The organism is Mycobacterium helveticum (assembly GCF_007714205.1).
In the GTDB taxonomy this organism is placed as follows: Bacteria; Actinomycetota; Actinomycetes; order Mycobacteriales; family Mycobacteriaceae; genus Mycobacterium; species Mycobacterium helveticum.
In genome coordinates this window covers 1-20,572 of the sequence record NZ_VMQU01000098.1, presented here as the reverse complement: position 1 = coordinate 20,572, position 20,572 = coordinate 1, and the positions used below count along the sequence as shown (strand labels likewise).

At 70.9% G+C, this 20,572-nt stretch carries 22 protein-coding genes; 8 read left to right on the top strand and 14 right to left on the bottom strand.

The genetic code is table 11. The features are described from left to right. Positions 1-9: 9 nt before the first annotated feature. Positions 10-1,230 (top strand): DUF349 domain-containing protein, encoded by a 1,221-nt coding sequence (locus FPZ47_RS19885; protein ID WP_144949389.1) that lies wholly within the window; start codon positions 10-12, stop codon positions 1,228-1,230. Between the two features lies 1 nt (position 1,231). Here FPZ47_RS19885 and FPZ47_RS19880 read toward each other — a convergent pair whose 3' ends face one another. From FPZ47_RS19880 to recA, 4 genes are all read right to left on the bottom strand, one after another. Further along, positions 1,232-1,885 (bottom strand): Rv2732c family membrane protein, encoded by a 654-nt coding sequence (locus FPZ47_RS19880; RefSeq protein WP_168209509.1) that lies wholly within the window; start codon positions 1,883-1,885, stop codon positions 1,232-1,234. After that, complete coding sequence (gene miaB / locus FPZ47_RS19875; RefSeq protein WP_144949386.1) at positions 1,882-3,423, bottom strand: tRNA (N6-isopentenyl adenosine(37)-C2)-methylthiotransferase MiaB; 1,542 nt, start codon at positions 3,421-3,423, stop codon at positions 1,882-1,884. Before miaB ends, FPZ47_RS19880 begins: the two co-directional genes overlap by 4 nt. Before the next feature lie 67 nt (positions 3,424-3,490). Beyond that, positions 3,491-4,021 (bottom strand): recombination regulator RecX, encoded by a 531-nt coding sequence (gene recX / locus FPZ47_RS19870; protein ID WP_144949368.1) that lies wholly within the window; start codon positions 4,019-4,021, stop codon positions 3,491-3,493. Then, positions 3,987-5,027 (bottom strand): recombinase RecA, encoded by a 1,041-nt coding sequence (recA, locus tag FPZ47_RS19865; protein WP_144949365.1) that lies wholly within the window; start codon positions 5,025-5,027, stop codon positions 3,987-3,989. The genes recX and recA overlap by 35 nt, the downstream gene beginning before the upstream one ends. Before the next feature lie 150 nt (positions 5,028-5,177). Here recA and FPZ47_RS19860 point away from each other — a divergent pair, with 150 nt between their 5' ends. Continuing rightward, positions 5,178-5,828, top strand: coding sequence for a (2Fe-2S)-binding protein (locus tag FPZ47_RS19860; protein WP_144949362.1), 651 nt, complete (start codon positions 5,178-5,180; stop codon positions 5,826-5,828). Positions 5,829-5,901: 73 nt separating this feature from the next. On the opposite strand, the gene FPZ47_RS19855 is transcribed toward FPZ47_RS19860, so the two are convergent. Then, entirely contained in the window at positions 5,902-6,096 is a 195-nt protein-coding gene (locus tag FPZ47_RS19855; RefSeq protein ID WP_425461746.1) for a DUF3046 domain-containing protein, read from the bottom strand. Positions 6,097-6,118: 22 nt separating this feature from the next. Beyond that, positions 6,119-7,288 carry a glycosyltransferase gene (locus FPZ47_RS19850; protein WP_144949356.1) on the bottom strand — a complete coding sequence of 390 codons (1,170 nt, stop codon included), beginning with the start codon at positions 7,286-7,288 and terminating at the stop codon, positions 6,119-6,121. A gap of 53 nt (positions 7,289-7,341) precedes the next feature. Here FPZ47_RS19850 and FPZ47_RS19845 point away from each other — a divergent pair, with 53 nt between their 5' ends. Both FPZ47_RS19845 and FPZ47_RS19840 read left to right on the top strand, forming a co-directional pair. After that, entirely contained in the window at positions 7,342-7,773 is a 432-nt protein-coding gene (locus FPZ47_RS19845; protein ID WP_144949354.1) for a limonene-1,2-epoxide hydrolase, read from the top strand. A 16-nt stretch (positions 7,774-7,789) separates the two neighbouring features. Next, complete coding sequence (locus FPZ47_RS19840) at positions 7,790-8,188, top strand: DUF5313 domain-containing protein (protein ID WP_144949351.1); 399 nt, start codon at positions 7,790-7,792, stop codon at positions 8,186-8,188. A 3-nt stretch (positions 8,189-8,191) separates the two neighbouring features. Here the strand turns inward: FPZ47_RS19840 and pspM are convergent, their stop codons facing one another. From pspM to pgsA, 4 genes are all read right to left on the bottom strand, one after another. After that, positions 8,192-9,010, bottom strand: a complete 819-nt coding sequence (gene pspM, locus FPZ47_RS19835; protein ID WP_144949348.1) for a phage shock envelope stress response protein PspM — start codon at positions 9,008-9,010, stop codon at positions 8,192-8,194. A 31-nt stretch (positions 9,011-9,041) separates the two neighbouring features. Continuing rightward, the gene (gene pspA, locus FPZ47_RS19830; protein WP_144949383.1) at positions 9,042-9,857 is read right to left on the bottom strand and encodes a phage shock protein PspA; all 816 of its coding nucleotides are present in this window, start codon (positions 9,855-9,857) and stop codon (positions 9,042-9,044) included. A 149-nt stretch (positions 9,858-10,006) separates the two neighbouring features. Further along, positions 10,007-10,345 (bottom strand): transcriptional regulator ClgR, encoded by a 339-nt coding sequence (clgR, locus tag FPZ47_RS19825; protein WP_144949345.1) that lies wholly within the window; start codon positions 10,343-10,345, stop codon positions 10,007-10,009. Between the two features lie 96 nt (positions 10,346-10,441). Beyond that, entirely contained in the window at positions 10,442-11,005 is a 564-nt protein-coding gene (gene pgsA / locus FPZ47_RS19820; protein ID WP_425461747.1) for a CDP-diacylglycerol--glycerol-3-phosphate 3-phosphatidyltransferase, read from the bottom strand. An 83-nt stretch (positions 11,006-11,088) separates the two neighbouring features. Between pgsA and FPZ47_RS19815 the strand changes: the two genes are divergently transcribed. Then, positions 11,089-11,613: an amino-acid N-acetyltransferase gene (locus tag FPZ47_RS19815; protein ID WP_210419949.1), complete on the top strand. Its 525-nt coding sequence runs from the start codon at positions 11,089-11,091 to the stop codon at positions 11,611-11,613. Here FPZ47_RS19815 and FPZ47_RS19810 read toward each other — a convergent pair. Beyond that, positions 11,610-14,126, bottom strand: coding sequence for an FtsK/SpoIIIE family DNA translocase (locus tag FPZ47_RS19810; RefSeq protein ID WP_168209508.1), 2,517 nt, complete (start codon positions 14,124-14,126; stop codon positions 11,610-11,612). The genes FPZ47_RS19815 and FPZ47_RS19810 overlap by 4 nt on opposite strands. A 183-nt stretch (positions 14,127-14,309) precedes the next feature. Here FPZ47_RS19810 and FPZ47_RS19805 point away from each other — a divergent pair, with 183 nt between their 5' ends. Genes FPZ47_RS19805 through FPZ47_RS19795 form a run of 3 tightly spaced genes read left to right on the top strand, consistent with a single transcriptional unit; the run spans position 14,310 to position 16,330 of the window. Beyond that, positions 14,310-14,621, top strand: coding sequence for a putative quinol monooxygenase (locus FPZ47_RS19805; protein WP_144949334.1), 312 nt, complete (start codon positions 14,310-14,312; stop codon positions 14,619-14,621). Further along, on the top strand, positions 14,618-15,451 hold the full coding sequence (locus FPZ47_RS19800) for a mycofactocin-coupled SDR family oxidoreductase (protein ID WP_144949331.1): 834 nt from the start codon (positions 14,618-14,620) through the stop codon (positions 15,449-15,451). Before FPZ47_RS19805 ends, FPZ47_RS19800 begins: the two co-directional genes overlap by 4 nt. A 6-nt stretch (positions 15,452-15,457) precedes the next feature. Continuing rightward, positions 15,458-16,330: an SAM-dependent methyltransferase gene (locus FPZ47_RS19795; RefSeq protein WP_144949328.1), complete on the top strand. Its 873-nt coding sequence runs from the start codon at positions 15,458-15,460 to the stop codon at positions 16,328-16,330. A 95-nt stretch (positions 16,331-16,425) separates the two neighbouring features. Here FPZ47_RS19795 and FPZ47_RS19790 read toward each other — a convergent pair whose 3' ends face one another. The 3 genes from FPZ47_RS19790 to thyX all read right to left on the bottom strand — a co-directional run bounded on the left by FPZ47_RS19790 (position 16,426) and on the right by thyX (position 19,834). Further along, complete coding sequence (locus FPZ47_RS19790) at positions 16,426-18,102, bottom strand: ribonuclease J (RefSeq protein WP_144949325.1); 1,677 nt, start codon at positions 18,100-18,102, stop codon at positions 16,426-16,428. Positions 18,103-18,109: 7 nt separating this feature from the next. Continuing rightward, a complete protein-coding gene (gene dapA / locus FPZ47_RS19785) occupies positions 18,110-19,012 on the bottom strand; it encodes a 4-hydroxy-tetrahydrodipicolinate synthase (RefSeq protein WP_144949322.1) in 903 nt (300 codons plus the stop codon). A 69-nt stretch (positions 19,013-19,081) separates the two neighbouring features. Further along, entirely contained in the window at positions 19,082-19,834 is a 753-nt protein-coding gene (thyX, locus tag FPZ47_RS19780; protein ID WP_144949319.1) for an FAD-dependent thymidylate synthase, read from the bottom strand. Positions 19,835-20,572 lie beyond the last annotated feature (738 nt).

Here is a 20,572-nt window from a genome sequence, read left to right as displayed (position 1 = left end):
GCCCACCCGGTGCCGGTGCCCCCGCCCAGCAATCCGCACCGGTTCGGGCGCGTCGACGACGACGGCACGGTCTGGCTGATCGCCGCTTCCGGTGAACGCATCGTGGGCTCCTGGCAGGCCGGCGATCCCGAAGCCGCTTTCGCGCACTTCGGCCGCCGGTTCGACGACCTGAGCACCGAGATCACGCTCATGGAGGAGCGGCTCGCGTGCGGGACCGGGGATGCCCGCAAGATCAAGGCGCACGCGGCCGCGCTGGCCGAGACGTTGCCGACGGCGTCCGTGCTGGGCGATGTCGACGCCCTCGCCGCCCGGCTGGACAGCCTGGTCGCGCAGGCCGACGCCGGCATCGCGGCGGATCGCTCCCGCCGCGACGAGCAGCGGGCCGCCCAGACCGCGCGCAAGGAGGCGCTGGCCGCCGAGGCCGAGGATCTCGCCAACAACGCGACCCAGTGGAAGGCCGCGGGCGACCGGATGCGGGCGATTCTCGACGAGTGGAAGACCATCAGCGGCCTGGACCGCAAGGTCGACGACGCGCTGTGGAAGCGCTATTCCGCAGCCCGGGACACCTTCAACCGGCGGCGGGGAGCGCATTTCGCCGAACTGGACCGGGAACGGTCGGCGGTCCGGCAGACCAAGGAGCGGCTCTGCGAACAAGCCGAGGAGCTGTCCGATTCGACGGACTGGACGGCCACCAGCGCGGAGTTCCGCAGGCTGCTCACCGAATGGAAGGCGGCGGGCCGGGCGTCCCGCGACCTCGACGACGCGCTGTGGCGGCGCTTCAAGGCCGCCCAGGACACGTTCTTCTCGGCACGCCACGCCGCAACGTCCGAAAAGGATGCCGAGTTGCGCGCCAACGCCACCGCCAAGGAGGCGCTGCTGGCCGAGGCCGAGCGGATCGAAACCGGCAACCACGACGCGGCCAGGGCGGCCCTGCGCTCGATCGCGGACAAATGGGACGCGATCGGCCGGGTCCCGCGGGAACGGTCCGCCGAACTGGAGCGGCGGCTGCGCGCGGTCGAGAAGAAGGTGCGCGACGCCGGCGAAGCCGACAGGTCGGATCCGCAGGCGCAGGCCCGTGCCGAGCAGTTCCGCCTTCGCGCCGAGCAGTACGAGCAGCAGGCCCGGAAGGCGGCGGCCGCCGGCCGGACCAAGGAGGCCGAAGAGGCGAAGGGCAACGCCGAGCAGTGGCGCCAGTGGGCGCAGGCCGCCGCGGCGGCGTTGCGGCGCTGACTCAGCGGTCGTCGAGCGGATCCGGCGGCTCCGGGACGTCCCGGGCGGCCTCCCGGTCACCGGTGGCGTCCGGGTTGTCGGGACGGCCCGTCTTGTCGAGGCTGTCCAGCAGCGTCATCGACTGCTGCTGCGCCGCGGCCCGCCGCCGCTCCTCCTCGGCCGCGAGCTGCACGATGGTGCGCGACCACACCACGCGGGCCCACTGATAGGTCAACACGATCACAGTGATCCAGGCGGCGATCAAACCCCAGCCCGGGCCCGGGTGCCCGGCAGTCACGGTTTGGCGCGACCAGACGGCCAACAACCCTGTCGGGCAGGCGATCGCCGAACCCGCCAGCGCGATCCAGGCCAGCGCCCAGCGCCGCGTCGTCAGCGCCAGCATCGAGAAACCGACCCCGAACACCAGCGCCAGCCAGGCGAACACCCGCGACGGCAGCGCCACCGCGGCCACGCCGGCGCCATGGCTGCTGAACAGCACGTCCCAGCCGCGCACGTCACCGGTGTGCGGGAGGATGAACGTGGCCAGCAGCACGAACACCAGGATCGAGATCACGAAACCGCGTGGGCCGGGTTCGATCTGACGCGCCACCCGGCGCTCCGCGGCCTCGATCTCGGTACGCAGCGCGTCCAGCTGCGTGCGTTGTTTCTTCCTCATCGCTCACATCCGAGGGGTTCGGTCGGGCCGGCCGGCGGCCCGACGGCGGGCATGCCGAGACCGGTGCCGCGCGGGCGCTGCCCGGCGGCGTGGGCATCGCCCGCCCGCGTGCGCCGGTGGGACAGGACGCCCGCGTCGGCGATCAGGTGATGCGGCGCGGCCGCGGTGATCACCGCGGTCACGACGTCGCCGGGCCGCGCCGGGTGGACGCCGCCGCGAGTCGCGTTGAAGTGCACCAACCGGCCGTCGCGGGCCCGCCCGGTCAGCCGCGCCGTGTGGGTGTCCTTGCGTCCCTCGCCGGCGGCCACAAGCAATTCGACGGTTTGCCCGACCAGGGCCCGGTTGGCTTCCAGCGAGATCCGCTCCTGCAACTCGACCAGCCGTTCGTAGCGTTCTTGCACAACGGCTTTCGGTAGCTGCCCCTCGAGTTCGGCGGCGACGGTGCCGGGCCGCTTCGAGTACTGGAAAGTGAACGCGGCGGCGAACCGGGCTTGGCGCACCACGTCGAGCGTGGCCGCGAAGTCCTCTTCGGTCTCCCCGGGGAAGCCGACGATCAGATCGGTGGTGATGGCGGCGTGCGGCATGGCCGCACGGACGCGGTCGATGATGCCGAGATATCGCTCGGCGCGGTAGGAACGCCGCATCGCGCGCAGGACGCGGTCGGACCCCGACTGCAGGGGCATGTGCAGGGCGGGACAGACATTCGGCGTCTCGGCCATGGCCTCGATGACGTCGTCGGTGAACTCGGCCGGGTGCGGCGAGGTGAACCGGACCCGTTCCAGGCCGTCGACGCGCCCGCAGGCGCGCAGCAGCCTGGCGAAGGCGCCCCGGTCGCGGGGCTGCGCCGGATCGGCGAACGACACCCCGTACGCGTTGACGTTCTGGCCCAGCAGGGTGACCTCGAGCACGCCGTCGGCCACCAGGGATCTCACCTCGGCCAGGATGTCGTCCGGGTTGCGGTCAACCTCCTTGCCGCGCAGCGCCGGGACGATGCAGAAGGTGCAGGTGTTGTTGCAGCCCACGGAGATCGACACCCAGGCGGCATAGGCAGAGTCGCGGGCGGTGGGCAGCGACGACGGAAACTGTTGCAGCGCCTCGGCGATTTCCACCTGGGCAACCCGATTGTGCCGGGCCCGTTCCAGCAGCGTGGGCAACGACCCGATGTTGTGGGTGCCGAAGACGACGTCGACCCAGGGCGCCTTGTGCAGCAGTGCTTCGCGGTCTTTCTGGGCCAGACAGCCGCCGACCGCGATCTGCATCTCGGGGTCCTCGCGTTTGCGCGGTGCCAGGTGGCTCAGGTTGCCGTAGAGCTTGTTGTCGGCGTTCTCGCGCACGGCGCAGGTGTTGAACACCACGACATCGGCGTCGCCGCCGTCGGCCGCCCGCCGGTAGCCGGCCGCTTCCAGCAGACCGGCCAGCCGCTCGGAATCGTGGACGTTCATCTGGCAGCCGTAGGTGCGGACTTCATAGGTGCGCGCCGGCGCGGCCTCGAGCCCGGCCCGGCCCGGCGGGGCGTCGAAGGCCCCGCGCGTCACCATTGAAGTCACGGGGCCATGGTACGGCTTTGGCGTGATGCGGCCGCCGGCCGCGCTCGTCCCACCCGGGCTACACCCGGCGGCGCTCCCGCTCGGCGGCCAGCTCGGCGAGGACGACCTCGCACGCCAGGCCCTGACCGTACCCGCGGCGCGCCAGCATCCCGACCAGCCTGCGGCTCACCCGCATCTCGTCCTTGCCGTCCGCACCCAGCGTCTCGCGCCGCAGCTTGGACCGGACCAGCCGGGTGGCCAGGTCGCGCTCGGCAGCGGCGTCGATTCCGCCCAGCGCCGCGGTGATCACGTCGTCGTCGACGCCCTTGGTGTGCAACTCGGCGGCCAGGGCGCGCCTGCTCTTGCCGGCGTTGGCCCGCCGGGACCGTACCCACTGCTCGGCGAAGTCGGTGTCGTCGACCAGCCCGGCGGCGGCCAGCCGGTCGAGCACCCGCGCGCTGACGTCGTCGGGGTATCCGCGTCTGGCCAGCTGAGCGGCCAGCTCGGCGCGGGTGCGCGCTCTCCCGGTGAGCAGGCGCAGGCACAATGCCCGCGCCTGCTCCTCGCGGGAGGGCTCAGAAGTCGACGGGGGCGGGCAGGACGTCATCAGCGGTCACGACCGCGCCGATGCCAAGCTTTTCCTTGATCTTCTTCTCGACCTCGTTGGCCACGTCGGCGTTCTCCATCAGGAAGGTGCGGGCGTTCTCCTTGCCCTGACCGAGTTGCTCGCCCTCGTAGGTGAACCAGGAGCCGGACTTGCGGATGAAGCCCTGATCCACCCCCATGTCGATCAGCGAACCTTCCCTGCTGATGCCTTTGCCGTAGAGGATGTCGAACTCGGCCTGCTTGAACGGCGGCGACACCTTATTCTTGACGACCTTGACCCGGGTGCGGTTGCCGACCGCGTTGGTGCCGTCCTTGAGCGTCTCGATCCGGCGCACGTCCATGCGCACCGACGCATAGAATTTCAAAGCCTTTCCACCCGTTGTCGTTTCGGGGCTGCCGAACATCACGCCGATCTTCTCGCGGAGCTGGTTGATGAAGATCGCCGTGGTGCCCGAGTTGTTGAGCGCGCCGGTCATTTTCCGCAGCGCCTGGCTCATCAGCCGGGCCTGCAGCCCGACGTGGCTGTCGCCCATCTCCCCTTCGAGCTCCGCGCGCGGCACCAGGGCCGCCACCGAGTCGATCACCAGGACGTCCAGGGCGCCGGAGCGGATCAACATATCGGCGATCTCCAGGGCCTGCTCGCCGGTGTCGGGCTGGCTGACCAGCAGGGAGTCGGTGTCCACGCCGAGGTTCTTGGCGTAGTCGGGGTCCAGGGCGTGCTCGGCGTCGATGAACGCCGCGACGCCGCCGGCGGCCTGGGCGTTGGCCACCGCGTGCAGCGCCACGGTGGTCTTACCGGAGGACTCCGGGCCGTAGATCTCCACGACCCGGCCGCGGGGCAGGCCGCCGATGCCCAGGGCCACGTCCAGTGCGATGGATCCGGTCGGGATGACCGAGATGGGCTGGCGCATCTCGTCGCCGAGACGCATCACCGAGCCTTTGCCGTAGCTCTTCTCGATCTGGGCCATCGCCAGTTCGAGTGCCTTCTCGCGGTCGGGGGCTTGCGCCATAGTGCCTTCTCCTATAGTTCGATGTGTTCGGGACCGGTGTCGGTCGGATGGCCGTGACACTAGAGAAGGCCACCGACAAGTTGTCGTCGTCGAACGCCCCCCACAGTAGCCGAACACCTGTTCGATTCAAGCGGACACGCCAGGGACGACATGAACATCTCCGCGGAGCTGTCCGACATCTACGCCTACGGGGGCTTCTTCGCGCTGACCGTCGGCGGCGACGCCGCGGGATGGCATCCGGTCGGCCGGTCCTACGCCGACGGGTGCGCCGACCTGATCGATGCCACCGCCCGGCGCTACCACACCACGGAGCCGCGGGTCGGCGCGTCTCTGGTGCACCTCGGCCACGCCGCCCGGCTGTGGTCCCCGGTCCTGGCGTGCGCGCTGGCCCACGGCGTCATTCCGGATCTGAGCGGCCTGCAGCGCGCCGACGACGGGGCCCGGCTGCGCCTGCCCGACGCCGTGGGAGAACCCGTCGACCGCCACGCGCCCTCGCCGCAGACGTTGTACCGCGTCGTCGTGCACGACCATATGGAACCGCTCGCGGCGGGTCTGCGGGTGAAGCCGGCACCCGCACTGCTGTACGGCAACATCGCCTCGGCCCTCGTCGGGACGTCGCATGCGCTGCTTTCCGTCCGTCCCGACCTCAGGGAGCCCGTCGTCAGGCTCACCGGCGCCCTGCTGGACACCGGCGTGCTGGCGGACACGATGAGCGGCGGTGGCCTGTCGTTCCGGCGCCGCAGCTGCTGCCTGTTCTACCGGACCCCCGCCGGCTCCAAGTGCGGCGACTGCGCCCTGTAGGCGCCGAACCTGCGGTCACGGCGTGGTCAGCCGGCCCGCACCCGCCGTGGCCGCAGTCTCGAGAAGACCTGACTCACCACTGGTCGCGGGGCACGTCGAAGTCGACGCACAACGCCCGCCACACGTCGCGGGGCTCGACGCCTTCCTCGATCGCCTGGACGGCGGTCCGGCCCTCGAGGCCGGTCAGCGCGTGGTCTGCCAACACCGACGGTCCGTAGGCGGCGCCGAACCGCAACACGACCCGTTCGTGGAACTCCGTTAGCCGCACGCCCGCCAACATACCCAGCCGGTCAGCACGCCCCCAACGCGAGCGCGTCGTGGCAGACCCGCACCGGATCGGCCATGCCGGCGACGCCGGCGGCGGCCGCCTGCGCGGCCCGACGACACGCCGGCGACGAGAGCACCTCGTTGGCGGCGGCCACCAGCGCGTCGGCAGTCAACGGCCGGATCAGCCGCCCGCTGCCCTGGCGGACCACCCGGTTGGCGAGCTCCCACTGATCCCCGCCGCCGGGGACCACGACCAGCGGCACCCCGGCCAGCAGCGCCTTGGCCACCATCCCGTGGCCGCCCCCGCAGACGACCAGGTCCGCGTGCGTCAGCAACTCGTCCTGGCGGCCCAGCCCCACCACCGCCCACGGCGGCACCGTCAGGTCGGCACCGCCCAGCCGCGAGACCACCACCCGCGATCCCGCCGGCAGCGTCTCGCCCGGCGTCAGGCAACCCAGCGCGATCTCGGCCAGACCCTCGGTGCCGGTCAGGGCGGTCGACGGCGCGACCACCACGACGGGGCCGGGGCCGGCGGGGATCTCCAGCACCCGCCCGGTCGGCTCGAAGTGCAGCGGGCCGACGACGACGGCCCCGGCCGGCCAGTCCGGACGCGGCACCTCCAGCGCGGGCAGCGTCGCGATCAGCCGCCGCAGCGGCCCGGGGTCGTGGACCGGCAGCCCGATCCCGGCGCGGGCGGTGGCCCGCTGCCGCAGCCCGGCACGCCACGACCGGGCGGTCAGGGCCCGCATCGCCGCATCCCGGAGCCGGCCGCGCAGGCCGCTGCCCGGGGCCAGGCCGCTGCCGATCGGCGGCAACCCTTTCGACGGCAGGTACAGCGGATGCGGGTTCAGCTCGACCCAGGGAATGCCCAGCAGCTCGGCGGCCATGCCGCCGCCCGCGGTGATGACGTCGGACACCACCAGGTCGGGCGCCAGCTCGCGCAGCGCCGGCGCGTTCAGGACGGCCATGCGCGCCGCGCGCCGGTGGATTCTGGCCCCGGCGTCCAGGTCGTCGTCGGTGGCGGCCAGGCCGTCCAGCACGGCGGCGTCCAGGCCGGCGGCGCGGGCGGTGTCGAGCCACTCGGCCCCGGTGAACAGCGTGGGCTCGTCGCCGGCCTCGGCGAAGCGCCGGCACAGCGCGATCGCGGGGAACGAGTGCCCGGGATCCGGCCCGGCGACCACGGCGACGCGCATCCGCTTCACCCTGCCACAGCGGTGCGCCGCCATCCTGGCCTACGCTGGCAGGCATGACCGAGCTGACCGAAGCCGGCGTGGCGAACACTCGCACGGTCGAGCGTTTCCTGAACGCCCTGCAGGACGCGGACCACGAGACCGCGGACGCCGCACTGGACGACGACCTCGTCTACGAGAACGTCGGTTTGCCCACCATTCACGGCCGCGCCAGGGCCATGAAGCTCTTCCGTCAGATGGACGGCCGCGCCGCCTTCGAGGTGAAGATCCACCGCATCGCCGCCGACGGGGCCGCGGTGCTCACCGAACGCACCGACGCGCTGATCTTCGGCCCGCTGCGGCTGCAGTTCTGGGTGTGCGGCGTGTTCGAGGTGCACGACGGGCGAATCACGTTGTGGCGGGACTACTTCGACTTCTTCGACATGATGAAGGCAACCGTCCGCGGTCTGGCGGCGCTGGTGTTGCCCTCGCTCAAAGCGACGTTCTAGCGCACGGGCGACGCCGATGAGCGCCAAAGCCACCCGCACCCGACCGAACGCCGTCCAGTACATCCGCTACTGCTACGGCGGCCGCCTGCCCGACTCGATGCGGGACTGGGTGCGCCACGACCTGGCCGGCAAGGGCGCCACCCGGCGGATGATGCTGCGCGTCGCGGTGCCGGCGGTGCTGGTGCTGGCCCCGTTCTGGTTGATCCCGACGACGCTGGACGTCCACCTGAGCATGACCCTGCCGATCCTCATTCCGTTCGTGTACTTCTCGCATGCGCTCAACAAGGTGTGGCGCCGGCACATGCTGCAGGTGCACGGCCTGGACCCGGAACTCGCCGACGAACGCGCCCGGCGGCGCGACGCGCACATCCATCAGTCCTACATCGAACGCTACGGACCGCGCCCCAGGGACTGACCGTCAGCTGCGGGGCAGTCCACCGAGTTCGTCGAACGCCTGGGCCCACCCGAGCAGGCGATCGGTGGCCTGCGCCAGCTCGGCACGGTAGCGCTGTCGCGGGCCGCCGAACGCGTCGTCGGCACCCCCGCTGGCCGAGGACACCAATTGCGCCGCGGCGGTGACCATCTCGTTGTACTGACGCACACCGGCGCTCAACTGCGCGGTGAACGCGTTGATGGTGGGCACCAGGTGCGGCCGCGACGACTCCGAATACCGCGCCGCGCGCTCCATCGACACCACCTCCGCGGCGGTGGCCGCCATGGCCGCCGAGGTCCTGTCGGCCGCCGCGGTCAGGTCTTTGATCTCGGCGGCCGGCAGCATGGCTCCCCGCTCCAGCACACCCACCAACGAGTGGAATCCCCGTTCGGAGGCACCCAGCGCGTACATCGCCGGGCGCGCCGCCGAACCGGGCGGCGGCAGCCGGCGGGCGCCCGCGGGCTGTCCCGACGGCAGCGGCTCCGAGCGCAGCCACCGGTAGCGGAACAGCAACAACGTCGCCGGGATCGCCTGCACGACCGCGATGGCGCCGGTGATCTGCAGCAGCAGCACGAACCAGCCCCAGGCCGCCAGCAGCGCCGTCACCACCGCCCAGAACAGGCACCCGGCGCTGAAGATCAGCCCCCAGCGCAGCGCGCGGCGGCGGCGGCGCAGCAGCCTCGCGCGCGGATCCACGGCCGCGCCGAGCCGTCGGGCCAGCAGCCCGGAAAGCTCCGCGGCGGTGGCCAGACCTCGCTGCAGCAGCGCGCGCCACGGCCCGCGCTGAGTCGCGTTCACCGCCATCACTGAGCCATCACTGCCGATAAGCCCCGCGCTACTGGCCGAACGGCTGCTCGGGCACCGCCGGTCCGGTGGTCTCGGGGGGCGCGGCTCCCGGGGCGGCGGCGGCCCCGCCCGTCGGCAGGGCTTCGCCGCGCATCGAGGCACGGATCTGTTCGAGCCGGGAATGGCCGGCCATCTGCACGCCGGCCTGCTCGACCTCGAGCATGCGGCCCTGCACGGAACCCTGGGCGAGCTCGGCGGCACCGATCGCGTTGGCGTAGCGGCGTTCGATCTTGTCGCGCACCTCGTCGAGGCTGGGCACGTTGCCCGGCGCGGCGATCTCGCTCATCGACCGCAGCGAGGCGCTCACCTGTTCCTGCATCTTGGCCTGCTCGAGCTGGCTGAGCAGTTTGGTGCGCTCGGCGACCTTCTGCTGCAGCACCATCGCGTTCTGTTCGACGGCCTTCTTGGCCTGGGCGGCCGCGCTCAGCGCCTGGTCGTGCAAGGTCTTGAGGTCCTCGACGCCCTGCTCGGCGGTCACCAGCTGGGCCGCGAACGCCTCGGCGGCGTTGTTGTACTCGGTGGCTTTGGCGGCGTCACCGGCGGCGGTGGCCTGATCGGCCAGCGTCAGCGCCTGACGGACGTTGACCTGCAGCTTCTCGATGTCGGCCAGCTGCCGGTTCAGGCGCATCTCCAGCTGCCGCTGGTTGCCGATCACCTGCGCCGCCTGCTGGGTCAGCGCCTGGTGGGTGCGCTGGGCTTCCTCGATGGCCTGCTGGATCTGCACTTTCGGGTCGGCGTGCTCGTCGATCTTCGCGTTGAACAGCGCCATCAGGTACTTCCACGCTTTGACGAACGGGTTGGCCATGAGTAGCTCCACCTTCGCTTCCTGTGGGCCGGAGGGGCCGTGTGTCGGACGCGGCCAGGGTGCGTGCGCCCGCTCTGTCGCTCAATTTAACGGGTCGGGACCGACAGCCACACCCGTGCGCCCGGACCCGGAGCGCGCGGTCCGGGGGTTCAGGCCACTGCCAGGGATGCCACCGGCGGGATGACGACCCTGGTGTCGGCGTCGATGGTGGTGCCGGCGGGCCCGCCGCCCGGCACGCTGCGGACCGCGCGCTCCTCGCTGGCCATCCGCTCCCCGGCGTTGGTGAGCACCGCCGACAGCGGCACCTCCAGCGCGTCGCAGATCGCGGTGAGCAACTCGCTGGAGGGTTCCTTGCGGCCGCGCTCCACCTCGGACAGGTATCCGAGGCTCACCCGCGCCGAATCGGACACCTCGCGCAGCGTCCGGCCCTGTGTCATCCGGGCCCGGCGAAGCACGTCGCCGATCACCTCGCGCACCAATGGCGGCATTCTGCTCTCCTTCAGTCCAGTCTGGGTTCGTCCAGTCGGGCCGGCTTGTCACAGGGTCAACGCCGGCGGCGGTGACGTTGGTTCCCGTTCCCGCGATCAGCGGGGCGTTCGCCGGACTTCCCGGACGGTCGAGACCACGTAGTCGATCCCGGTGACCACCGTCAGCACGATCGCGGCGGCCATCGTCACGGCTGCCACGACCCGGAAGGGCCCCGCCAGCGGGAGCACGAACAGGCCGATCGCGACGGCCTGGACCACGGTCTTGAGTTTGCCGCCCCAGCTGGCCGGGATGACGCCGCGCCGGATCACGGCCAGCCGCAGCAGGGTGACCCCGATTTCGCGGGTCATGATCACCACCGCCACCCACCACGGCAGGTCGCCCAGCATCGACAGTGCGATCAGCGCCGAGCCGATCAGCGTCTTGTCGGCGATCGGATCGACGAAAGCACCGAATTCCGTTGCCATGCCGTAGTTGCGCGCCAGCAGTCCGTCGAACCGGTCGGTGATGCAGGCCACCGCGAAGATGACGAAGGCCACGACGCGCCCGACGATCTGATGACCGTCTCCCGCGAACAGGGCGAGCAGGAAAACTGGGACAAGCGCCAACCGCAGGCCGGTGAGGACATTTGCCAGGTTGGCGATCCGGGCACGACCTGCGATCGGACTCGTTTGAGGGTGCCCGGACACGGCAACAGGATAACCGTTGACCAGTTCACACGTCGCTGATGTCGATACTGTTACCCGTGACCGAAAGCCCTGAGGTCCACCGTCCGGTGGTCCGGCGCGCGCGCACCTCCGACGTTCCCGCGATCAAGCGGCTCGTCGACACCTACGCGGGCAAGATCCTGCTGGAGAAGAACCTGGTGACGCTCTACGAGGCCGTCCAGGAGTTCTGGGTCGCCGAATGCCCCGACAAGCCGAGCGAGGTCGTCGGCTGCGGCGCGCTGCACGTGATGTGGGCCGACCTCGGCGAGATCCGCACGGTCGCGGTCGACCCCGCCATGACCGGCCGGGGCATCGGGCACGCGATCGTCGACCGGCTCCTCGAGGTCGCGCGCGAGCTCCAGCTGGAGCGGCTGTTCGTGCTGACCTTCGAGACCGAGTTCTTCGGCCAGCACGGGTTCACCGAGATCGAGGGCACCCCGGTCACCGCGGAGGTGTTCGAGGAGATGTGCCGCTCCTACGACATCGGTGTCGCCGAGTTCCTGGACCTGAGCTATGTCAAGCCCAACATCCTGGGCAACTCCCGGATGCTGCTGGTGCTCTAGTCGGGATCGCCGCCGCCCGCGTCGCTGCCGCCCCGGATCAACGCCAGCGTTCCGGCCAGCTCGTCGGGTTTGACCAGCACCTCGCGCGCCTTGGAGCCCTCCGACGGCCCGACGATGCCGCGGGTCTCCATCAGGTCCATCAGGCGCCCGGCCTTGGCGAATCCCACCCGCAGCTTGCGCTGCAGCATCGAGGTGGACCCGAACTGGCTGGACACCACCAGCTCGACGGCCTGCAGGAAGACGTCCATGTCGTCGCCGATGTCGGGGTCGACGTCGGTCCGCTCCCCCGTCGGTTTGGCGGCGGTGACGCCGTCGGTGTACTCGGGTTCGGCCTGGTCCTTGCAGGCACTGACAACGGCCTGGATCTCCTCGTCGGTGATGAAGGCGCCCTGCAACCGGACCGTTTTACTCGCGCCCATCGGCAGGAACAGGGCATCCCCCATGCCGATCAGCTTCTCGGCGCCGGCCTGGTCCAGGATCACCCGGCTGTCGGTCAGCGACGAGGTGGCGAACGCCAGCCGCGAGGGCACGTTGGTCTTGATCAGCCCGGTGACCACGTCGACCGACGGCCGCTGGGTGGCCAGCACCAGGTGGATGCCGGCCGCGCGCGCCTTCTGGGTGATGCGCACGATGGCGTCCTCGACGTCGCGCGGCGCGGTCATCATCAGGTCGGCCAGCTCGTCGACGATCGCGACGATGTAGGGGTAGGGCCGGTACTCGCGCTGGCTGCCCAGCGGCGCGGTGATCTCACCGCTACGCACCTTCGCGTTGAAGTCGTCGATATGACGGACCCGCGAGGCCTGCATGTCCTGGTAGCGCTGTTCCATCTCCTCGACCAGCCATGCCAGCGCCGCCGCCGCCTTCTTCGGCTGGGTGATGATCGGCGTGATCAGGTGCGGAATACCCTCGTAGGGCGTCAGCTCCACCATCTTCGGGTCGATCAGGATCATCCTGACCTCTTCGGGGGTGGCCCGGGCCAGCAGCGAGATCAGCATCGAGTTGACGAAGCTGGACTTGCCGGATCCGGTGGAGCCGGCGACCAGCAGGTGCGGCATCTTGGCCAGGTTGGCCGAGATGAAGTCGCCCTCGATGTCCTTGCCCAGCCCGATGACCAGCGGGTGGTGGTCGCGACGGGTCGACGGCGCGGTAAGCACATCGGCCAGGCGCACCATTTCGCGATCGGTGTTGGGCACCTCGATGCCGACGGCGGACTTGCCCGGGATCGGGGCCAGCATGCGCACGCTCTCGGTGGCCACCGCGTAGGCGATGTTCTTCTGCAGCGCGGTGATCTTCTCCACCTTGACGCCGGGCCCGAGCTCGACCTCGTAGCGGGTGACGGTGGGCCCGCGGGTGCAGCCGGTCACGGCAGCGTCGACCTTGAACTGGGTGAGGACCTCGCCGATCGCGTCGGCCATGACGTTGTTGGCGGCGCTGCGCTTCTTGGGCGGATCGCCTGCGACCAGCAGGCTCAGCGGCGGCAGGGTGTAGGGGCCCTCGACCACCCGGTCCAGCTCGATGGTGTCCTGCTCCGCCTTGCCGCGCCGGCGGCCCCGGGTGGACGGTTCGGGGACGGTCGGCACGTCGTCTTCGATCGGGGGCGGATCGGCGTCGGCGGCACCTCCTGCCGAAGGCCATGCCTGCGGCACGTTGTCCGGGTGGAAGGCCTGGTCGTCGTAGTAGCCGTCGGAGAAGTCCGCCGCGGCCGCGGGCGCCTCGTCGTCGTAACCGTCGGGCTCGTCGTCGTAACCGCCGGGCTCGTCGGCGTAGCCGCGCTGGAACAGCCCGGTGCCGAACATGTCCCGCAGGGCGTCGGGCACCTCGCGGATCGTGGTGCCGGTCAGCAACAGCAGCCCGAACAGGGCGCCGATGAACAGCAGTGGCGCGGCGATCCACGCCGTCAACCCGTCCCGCAGCGGCCCGCCGATGGCGAAGCCGATGAAACCGGCCGCGCGGCGGCGCGCGTCGGGGTCTTCCGGCGATCCCGACCACAGGTGGCACAGGCCGAGGTAGGACAGGGCGATCAGGCTGCCGCCGAGGATCAGCCTGGGCCGGGTGTCGGGGTCGGGCCGGGTCCGCATCAGCGTCACCGCCACCCCGGCGGTGACCAGCGGCAGTATCAGGACGCCCGAGCCGATGAACGTCCGCAACAGCGTGTCGACCCACGCGCCGACCGGGCGCGCGGCGTCGAACCACGAGCTCGCCGCCACCACGACCGAGACCCCCAGCAAAACCAGCGCGATGCCGTCGCGGCGGTGACCGGGCTCGATCTCACGGGCCCGCCCGATCGACCGCGCCGCGCCACCGGTGCCCCGGGCGGTCATCAGCCAGGCCGCGCGCATGGCCCGCCCGCAGGTCAGCCCGGCGGTGATCAGGAGCGACCGGTTACGCCGTGGGCCGGGCCGGTTCGCCTTTCTGCGGGGGGCCGCCGGTCGCCCACTTCGGGAACCGCCCCGCGAAGTGGCCTTTGACCTGCTCGTTCGGCTTCCAGAGCGGGCGACGGTCTTACTAGCCATGGCGTTCAGCGTAGTCGCAAAGACAACATCTGCACCACCCGCCACACTGGTAAAGATTCGGGTGGGCGGGCCTCGCGGCGGCCCCGCGACGGACGGGTCCCCGGCACCCGTGAGTAGGGTGATCCACGTCATGCCCGCCAGCAACCCACCCCGCGATTCACGGAGCCCCAGGAGGCCCTAGCCATGCCCGTCGTCGTCGCCACCATGACCGTCAAACCCGAATCGGTCGACACCGCCCGCGACATCCTCACCGCCTCGGTCGAGGAAGTGCACGGCGAACCCGGGTGCCAGCTGTACTCGCTGCACCAGGCGGGCGAGACGTTCGTCTTCGTCGAGCAGTGGGCCGACGAGGAGGCGCTCAAGGCACACGGCACCGCGCCCGCGGTCGCCAAGATGTTCACCGCGCTCGGCGAGCACCTGGCCGGAACGCCCGACATCAAGATGCTGCAGCCGGTGCCCGCGGGCGACCGGGACAAGGGACAGTTGCGCGCGTGACGGGCTCCGGACCGGACGGACCCCTGACGGGGAAGGTCGCCTTCATCACCGGTGCGGCGCGCGGCCAGGGCCGCGCGCACGCGGTCCGGCTGGCCTCCGACGGCGCGGACATCATCGCGGTAGACCTGTGCGAGCAGATCGCCAGCGTCCCCTATGCCCTGGCCACCCCGGAGGACCTGGCGGCGACCGTCAAGCTCGTCGAGGACACCGGCTGCCGGATCGTCGCCGCCCGGGCAGACGTGCGCGACCGCGCGTCGCTGTCCTCGGCGCTGCAGGCGGGCCTCGACGAGTTCGGCCGGCTCGACATCGTCGTGGCCAACGCCGGCATCGCCCCCATGCAGTCCGGGGACGACGGCTGGCGCGACGTGATCGACGTCAACCTCACCGGCGTCTACAACACGATCAAGGTCGCGATACCGACGATGGTCTCCCAGGGCAGCGGCGGATCGATCGTGCTGATCAGCTCGTCGGCCGGGCTGGCCGGCGTCGGCAGCCCGGACGCGGGTTCCGTCGGCTACGCCGCCGCCAAGCACGGGGTGGTCGGTTTGATGCGCGTGTACGCGAACCTGCTTGCGTCGCAGTACATCAGGGTCAACTCGATCCATCCGTCCGGTGTCGAGACCCCGATGATCAACAACGAGTTCACCCGGGAGTGGCTGGCCAAGATGGCCGCCGGGACGGACACTCCGGGCGCGATGGGCAATGCCATGCCGGTGGAGGTACTCGACGTCGAGGACATCGCCAACGCGGTGGCGTGGCTGGTGTCCGACCAGGCCCGCTACGTCACCGGGGTGACCCTGCCGGTCGATGCGGGTTTCCTCAACAAGTAGTCGCCCATGACTCGGAACCCCGCGGCGCAGACGGCCTTCGGACCGATGGTGCTGGCTGCCGTCGAACAGAACGAGCCGCCCGGGCTGCGCCTGGTGGACGACGACTTCGCCGAATTGTTCCTGCCCGCGGCGCTGCGGCGGCTCGTCGCGGCCACCCGGTTCGCCCCGGTCCGCCGCCTGTTGATCCGCGGGTCGGAGTGGTCCGGCCCGGGCCTGTGGGCCAGCCTGGCCTGTCGCAAGCGGTTCATCGACGACAAGCTCCGAGACTCGCAGGACGACATCGACGCCGTCGTCATCCTCGGGGCCGGACTGGACACCCGCGCCTACCAGCTGACCCGGCGGGTCCGCCGGCCGGTCTTCGAGGTGGACCTGCCGGTCAACGTCGCCAGGAAGTTCACGACGGTGCGCCGGGTGCTGGGCGAGCTGCCGCTGTCGGTCCGGTTGGTGGCCCTCGACCTCGAGCGCGACGACCTGCTCACCGCGCTGGCCGAACACGGCTACCTGCCCGACTACCGGGTGTTCTTCATCTGCGAGGGCGTGACACAGTACCTGACCGAGGCGACCGTGCGGCGGACCCTGGAGGGCCTGCGGGCGGCCGCCCCGGGCAGCCGGCTGGTGTTCACCTACATCCGCAGGGACTTCATCGACGGGACGAACCGGTACGGCACCCGCACGCTGTACCGCTCGGTCCGGCAGCGCCGGCAGCTGTGGCATTTCGGCCTGCAGCCCGACGAGGTGGCCGCTTTCGTCGCCGAGTACGGCTGGCGGCTGGTGGAGCAGGCCGGCCCCGACGAGCTCGCCCGCCGCTACGTCGAGCCGACCGGCCGCGCGCTGGGCACGTCGGCGCTGGAATGGTCGGCCTACGCGGAGAAGGTGTAGGACGCCACGCCACGCCACATAAACGGTTGCGACGACACGCCGCAAAGCGTCGCAGCGGTTTATGCCTCGCGGAAGGGCCGCGCCGGAAACCCGCGTCAGACCTCGATGACCGTCGGCACGATCATCGGCTGCCGCCGGTAGGTTTCGCCGACCCACTTGCCCACGGTGCGCCGCACCGCCTGGGCGATCCGCGCGGGCTCGGTGACGTTGTCGGCGATCAGGGACTCCAGTTCCGCCTCGACCCGGGGCACCACCGACTCGAGCGCCTTGGGATCTTCGGAGAAGCCGCGGGAAAACAGGTGCGGCGTGCCCACCGGACGCCCGGTGCCGCGCCGCACCACCACCGTCACCGCCACGAATCCCGACGACAGGATGAGCCGTTCGCCCAGGGTGATGTCGCCGACGTCGCCGGTGATCAGCCCGTCGACGAACATCTTGCCGACCGGCACCGCCCCGGCGATGGCGGCCCGCCCGCCGACGAGGTCGACGCTGACACCGTTCTCGGCCAACAGGATCGACTCCTCGGGTACCCCCGTGCTCGCCGCCAGTTTGGCGTTGGCGCGCAGCATCCGCCAGGTCCCGTGCACCGGCATGACGTGGCGCGGCCGGACACCGTTGTACAGGAACAACAGTTCCCCTGCGTACGCGTGGCCCGAAACATGCACGCGCGCTTGGGCATTGGTGACGACGCGAGCCCCGATCCTGGCGAGCGAGTCGATGACGCCGTAGACCGCCTCCTCGTTGCCCGGGATCAGCGACGACGCCAGGATGATGAGATCGCCCGCGGTCAGCGTGATGCTGCGATGCTCGCCGCGCGACATCCGCGACAACGCCGACATCGGCTCGCCCTGGGTACCGGTGGTGATCAGCACGACCTGATCGGGCGGCATCGTCTCGGCGACGCCGATGTCGATCACGTCCGAATCGGCCACCCGCAGGAAGCCGAGGTCCCGGGCGATGCCCATGTTGCGCACCATGGACCGCCCGACGAACGACACCCGCCGGCCCAGGGCGACCGCGGCGTCGATGATCTGTTGCACGCGATCGACGTTGGAGGCGAAGCACGCCACGATGACCCGGCCGTCGGCGCCCCGGATCAGCCGGTGCAGGGTGGGGCCGACCTCGCTTTCCGAGGGCCCCACGCCGGGATGGTCGGCGTTGGTCGAATCGCACAGGAACAAGTCCACGCCGGCGTCGCCCAGCCGCGACAGGCCCGGCAGGTCGGTGGGACGACCGTCGAGGGGAAGCTGGTCGAGCTTGATGTCGCCGGTGTGCAGGACGGTGCCCGCGCCGGTGTGCACCGCGATGGCCAGCGCGTCCGGGATGGAGTGGTTGACCGCGAAGTACTCGCACTCGAACACCCCGTGCGTGCTGCGCTGCCCCTCGGCGACCTGCCGGAGCGCCGGCTTGATGCGGTGTTCCCGGCATTTCGCGGCCACCAGCGCCAGGGTGAACCGCGACCCGACGATCGGGATGTCCGGGCGCAGCTTGAGCAGGAACGGGATCGCCCCGATGTGGTCCTCGTGGGCGTGGGTCAGCACCACGGCCTCGATGTCGTCGAGCCGGTCCTCGATGTGCCGCAGGTCCGGCAGGATCAGGTCGACACCGGGCTCGTCGTGGTTGGGGAACAGCACGCCGCAGTCGATGATCAGCAGCCGGCCCAGATGCTCGAAAACGGTCATGTTGCGGCCGATCTCGTTGATGCCGCCCAGCGCGGTGACCCGCAGCCCGCCTGCGGCCAAAGGACCCGGGGGGGCGAGGTCTACATCCACTGCCGGCTCACCTGAGCACCGCGGCGGCGCGCATGTCGGCCGCCAGCGCGTCGATCTGGGCGGGGGTGGCCGCCATCTGGGGCAGTCGGGGATCACCGGCGTCGATGCCCTGCAGGCGCACACCCGCCTTGGACATCGTCACCCCGCCCAGGCGGGCCATCGCGTTGCACAGCGGGCCGAGGCTGACGTTGATCTTGCGGGCAGTGGCGATGTCCCCGGACACGAAGGCGGACAACAACTCTCGTAGCTGGCCGGCCGCCACATGGGAGATCACGCTGATGAAGCCGATGGCGCCCATCGCCAGCCAGGGCAGGTTCAGCGCGTCGTCGCCGGAATAGTAGGCCAGCCCGGTCTCGGCCATCACCTGGCCACCGCTGTGCAGATCGGCCTTGGCGTCCTTGACGCCGACGATGTTGGGGTGTGATGCCAGCGCGCGGAGGGTGTCGGTTTCGATGGGCACGACGGATCGCCCGGGGATGTCGTAGAGCAGCATCGGGAGTTCGGTCGCGTCGGCCACGGCACTGAAATGCGCGATCAGCCCGCTCTGCGGCGGCTTCGAGTAGTACGGCGTGACCACCAGCAGGCCGTGCGCACCCTCGGCAGCGCACGCCTTGGCCAACCGGACGCTGTGAGCGGTGTCATAGGTGCCCGCCCCGGCGACGACGCGGGCCCGGTCGCCCACCGCCTCGAGCACGACGCGCAGCAACTCGAGTTTCTCGTCGTCGGTCGTGGTCGGCGACTCGCCGGTGGTTCCCGACACCACCAGGCCGTCACAACCCCCGTCCACCAGGTGGTTCGCCAGCCGGGCCGCGCGGGCCGTGTCCAGAGAGCCGTCGGCGGCAAACGGCGTCACCATCGCGGTCAGCAGGGTTCCCAACCGTGCTGGGGCGTCGAATCCGGCCATGCTCACGGTGTTCAGGTTACCTGGCGCAGGCAAGGGGTTTGGCGACGGCGCGGGCCGGGTCGCACCCCCGGCGGCTCAGGCCTCGGTGGCCAGCGGACTGGTGGCGACCTCGGTGCCGTCGGCCAGCGTGGAAATCTCGAAGTCCGCGAAAACCGCGGGGGCCACCCCGGCGAGCAGGCGCAGGCACTCGATGGCCAGCCGCCGGATTTCCACGTCGGCGTGCTCGCTGGCCCGCTGGGCGACGAAGTGCCGCCAGGCGCGGTAGTTGCCCGTCACGACGATGCGGGTTTCGGTGGCGTTGGGCAGCACGGCGCGAGCGGCCTGCCGGGCCTGCTTGCGCCGCAGGATCGCGTTGGGCTGGTCGGAGAACTTGGCCTCCAGTCCGGCCAGCAGTTGGGCGTAGGCGGCGCGGTTGGCGTCGGCGGCGTCGGTCAGCAGCTGCCGCAGCTCGGGGTCGTCTTCCATGCCCGGCGGCACGACGACCCTCGAGTCCCCTTCCGGCACATAGCGTTGCGACAGCTGCGAATACGAGAAGTGCCGGTGTCGGATCAGCTCGTGGGTGCACGACCGCGAGATGCCGGTGATGTAGAACGAGACGCTGGCGTGCTCGAGCACCGAGAAATGCCCGACGTCGATGATGTGCTTGATGTAGTTGGCGTTGGTCGAGGTCTTCGGGTTGGGTTTCGACCAACTCTGGTAGCAGGCGCGGCCGGCGAACTCGACCAGCGCCGGACCCCCGTCGGCGTCGGTGCTCCAGGGTACGTCCGGGGGGGCCAGGAAGTCGGTCCTGGCGATCAGTTGCACGCGCAGCGGCGCGATCTCGGCCACGGCGCTCACCATAGCCCGGTGACGATGCGCGCCGCGGAGCGGCGTGGGGAGGAACCGGGCAATCAACCCCGGCCCGGTGACGATGCGCGCCGCGGAGCGGCGTGGGGAGGAACCGGGCAATCAACCCCGGCCCGGTGAGTCTGCACTGATGGCGACGAGCCTGCGCACAGCGCGTCGATCGCGGCCGTCGGGTCGCGCTCGGCGCAGTCTCGATCGGGTACCGCGCCGAACTCGGCGCCAGCAGGGCGTCACCTCCCCCAATCAGGCCGCGGGCGTGACGGCCGCCCTCACCGCCGAGCCGGGCGTCGTCGAGCAAGCGCACCAGCTCCCCGAGCCGGCGTGTGTCGACGCTTCGGTACAGCCGGGGCAGCGCGTCCGCCACCGCCGGGTTCGCCGTCATCACGTCGTCCAGCGCGGCGTCGACGAGCTGACCGACGTCGCCGTTTGTCGCCTTGTCCGCCAAGTGTTTCCAGCGCGCAGTCGGCGGCACCGCGAAGACGCCCGGATCGTCGGCGATGTATCCGAGGAACACCAGTCCCGGGACGACGTCCTTGTACTGGCCGGGTACTGGCCGGGTACTGGCCGGGTACTGGCCGGGTACTGGCCGGCATGGCCCCGCGCAGCTTGTCGGCCGCCTTCCACAGCGTGGCCGCGAGTTCGTTCTTGACGTCCTCCGGACGGCTAAAGCCGGCGGAGCTCACCGGCCAGGTCGCCCCGCCCCGAGACGCTGAACCCGCC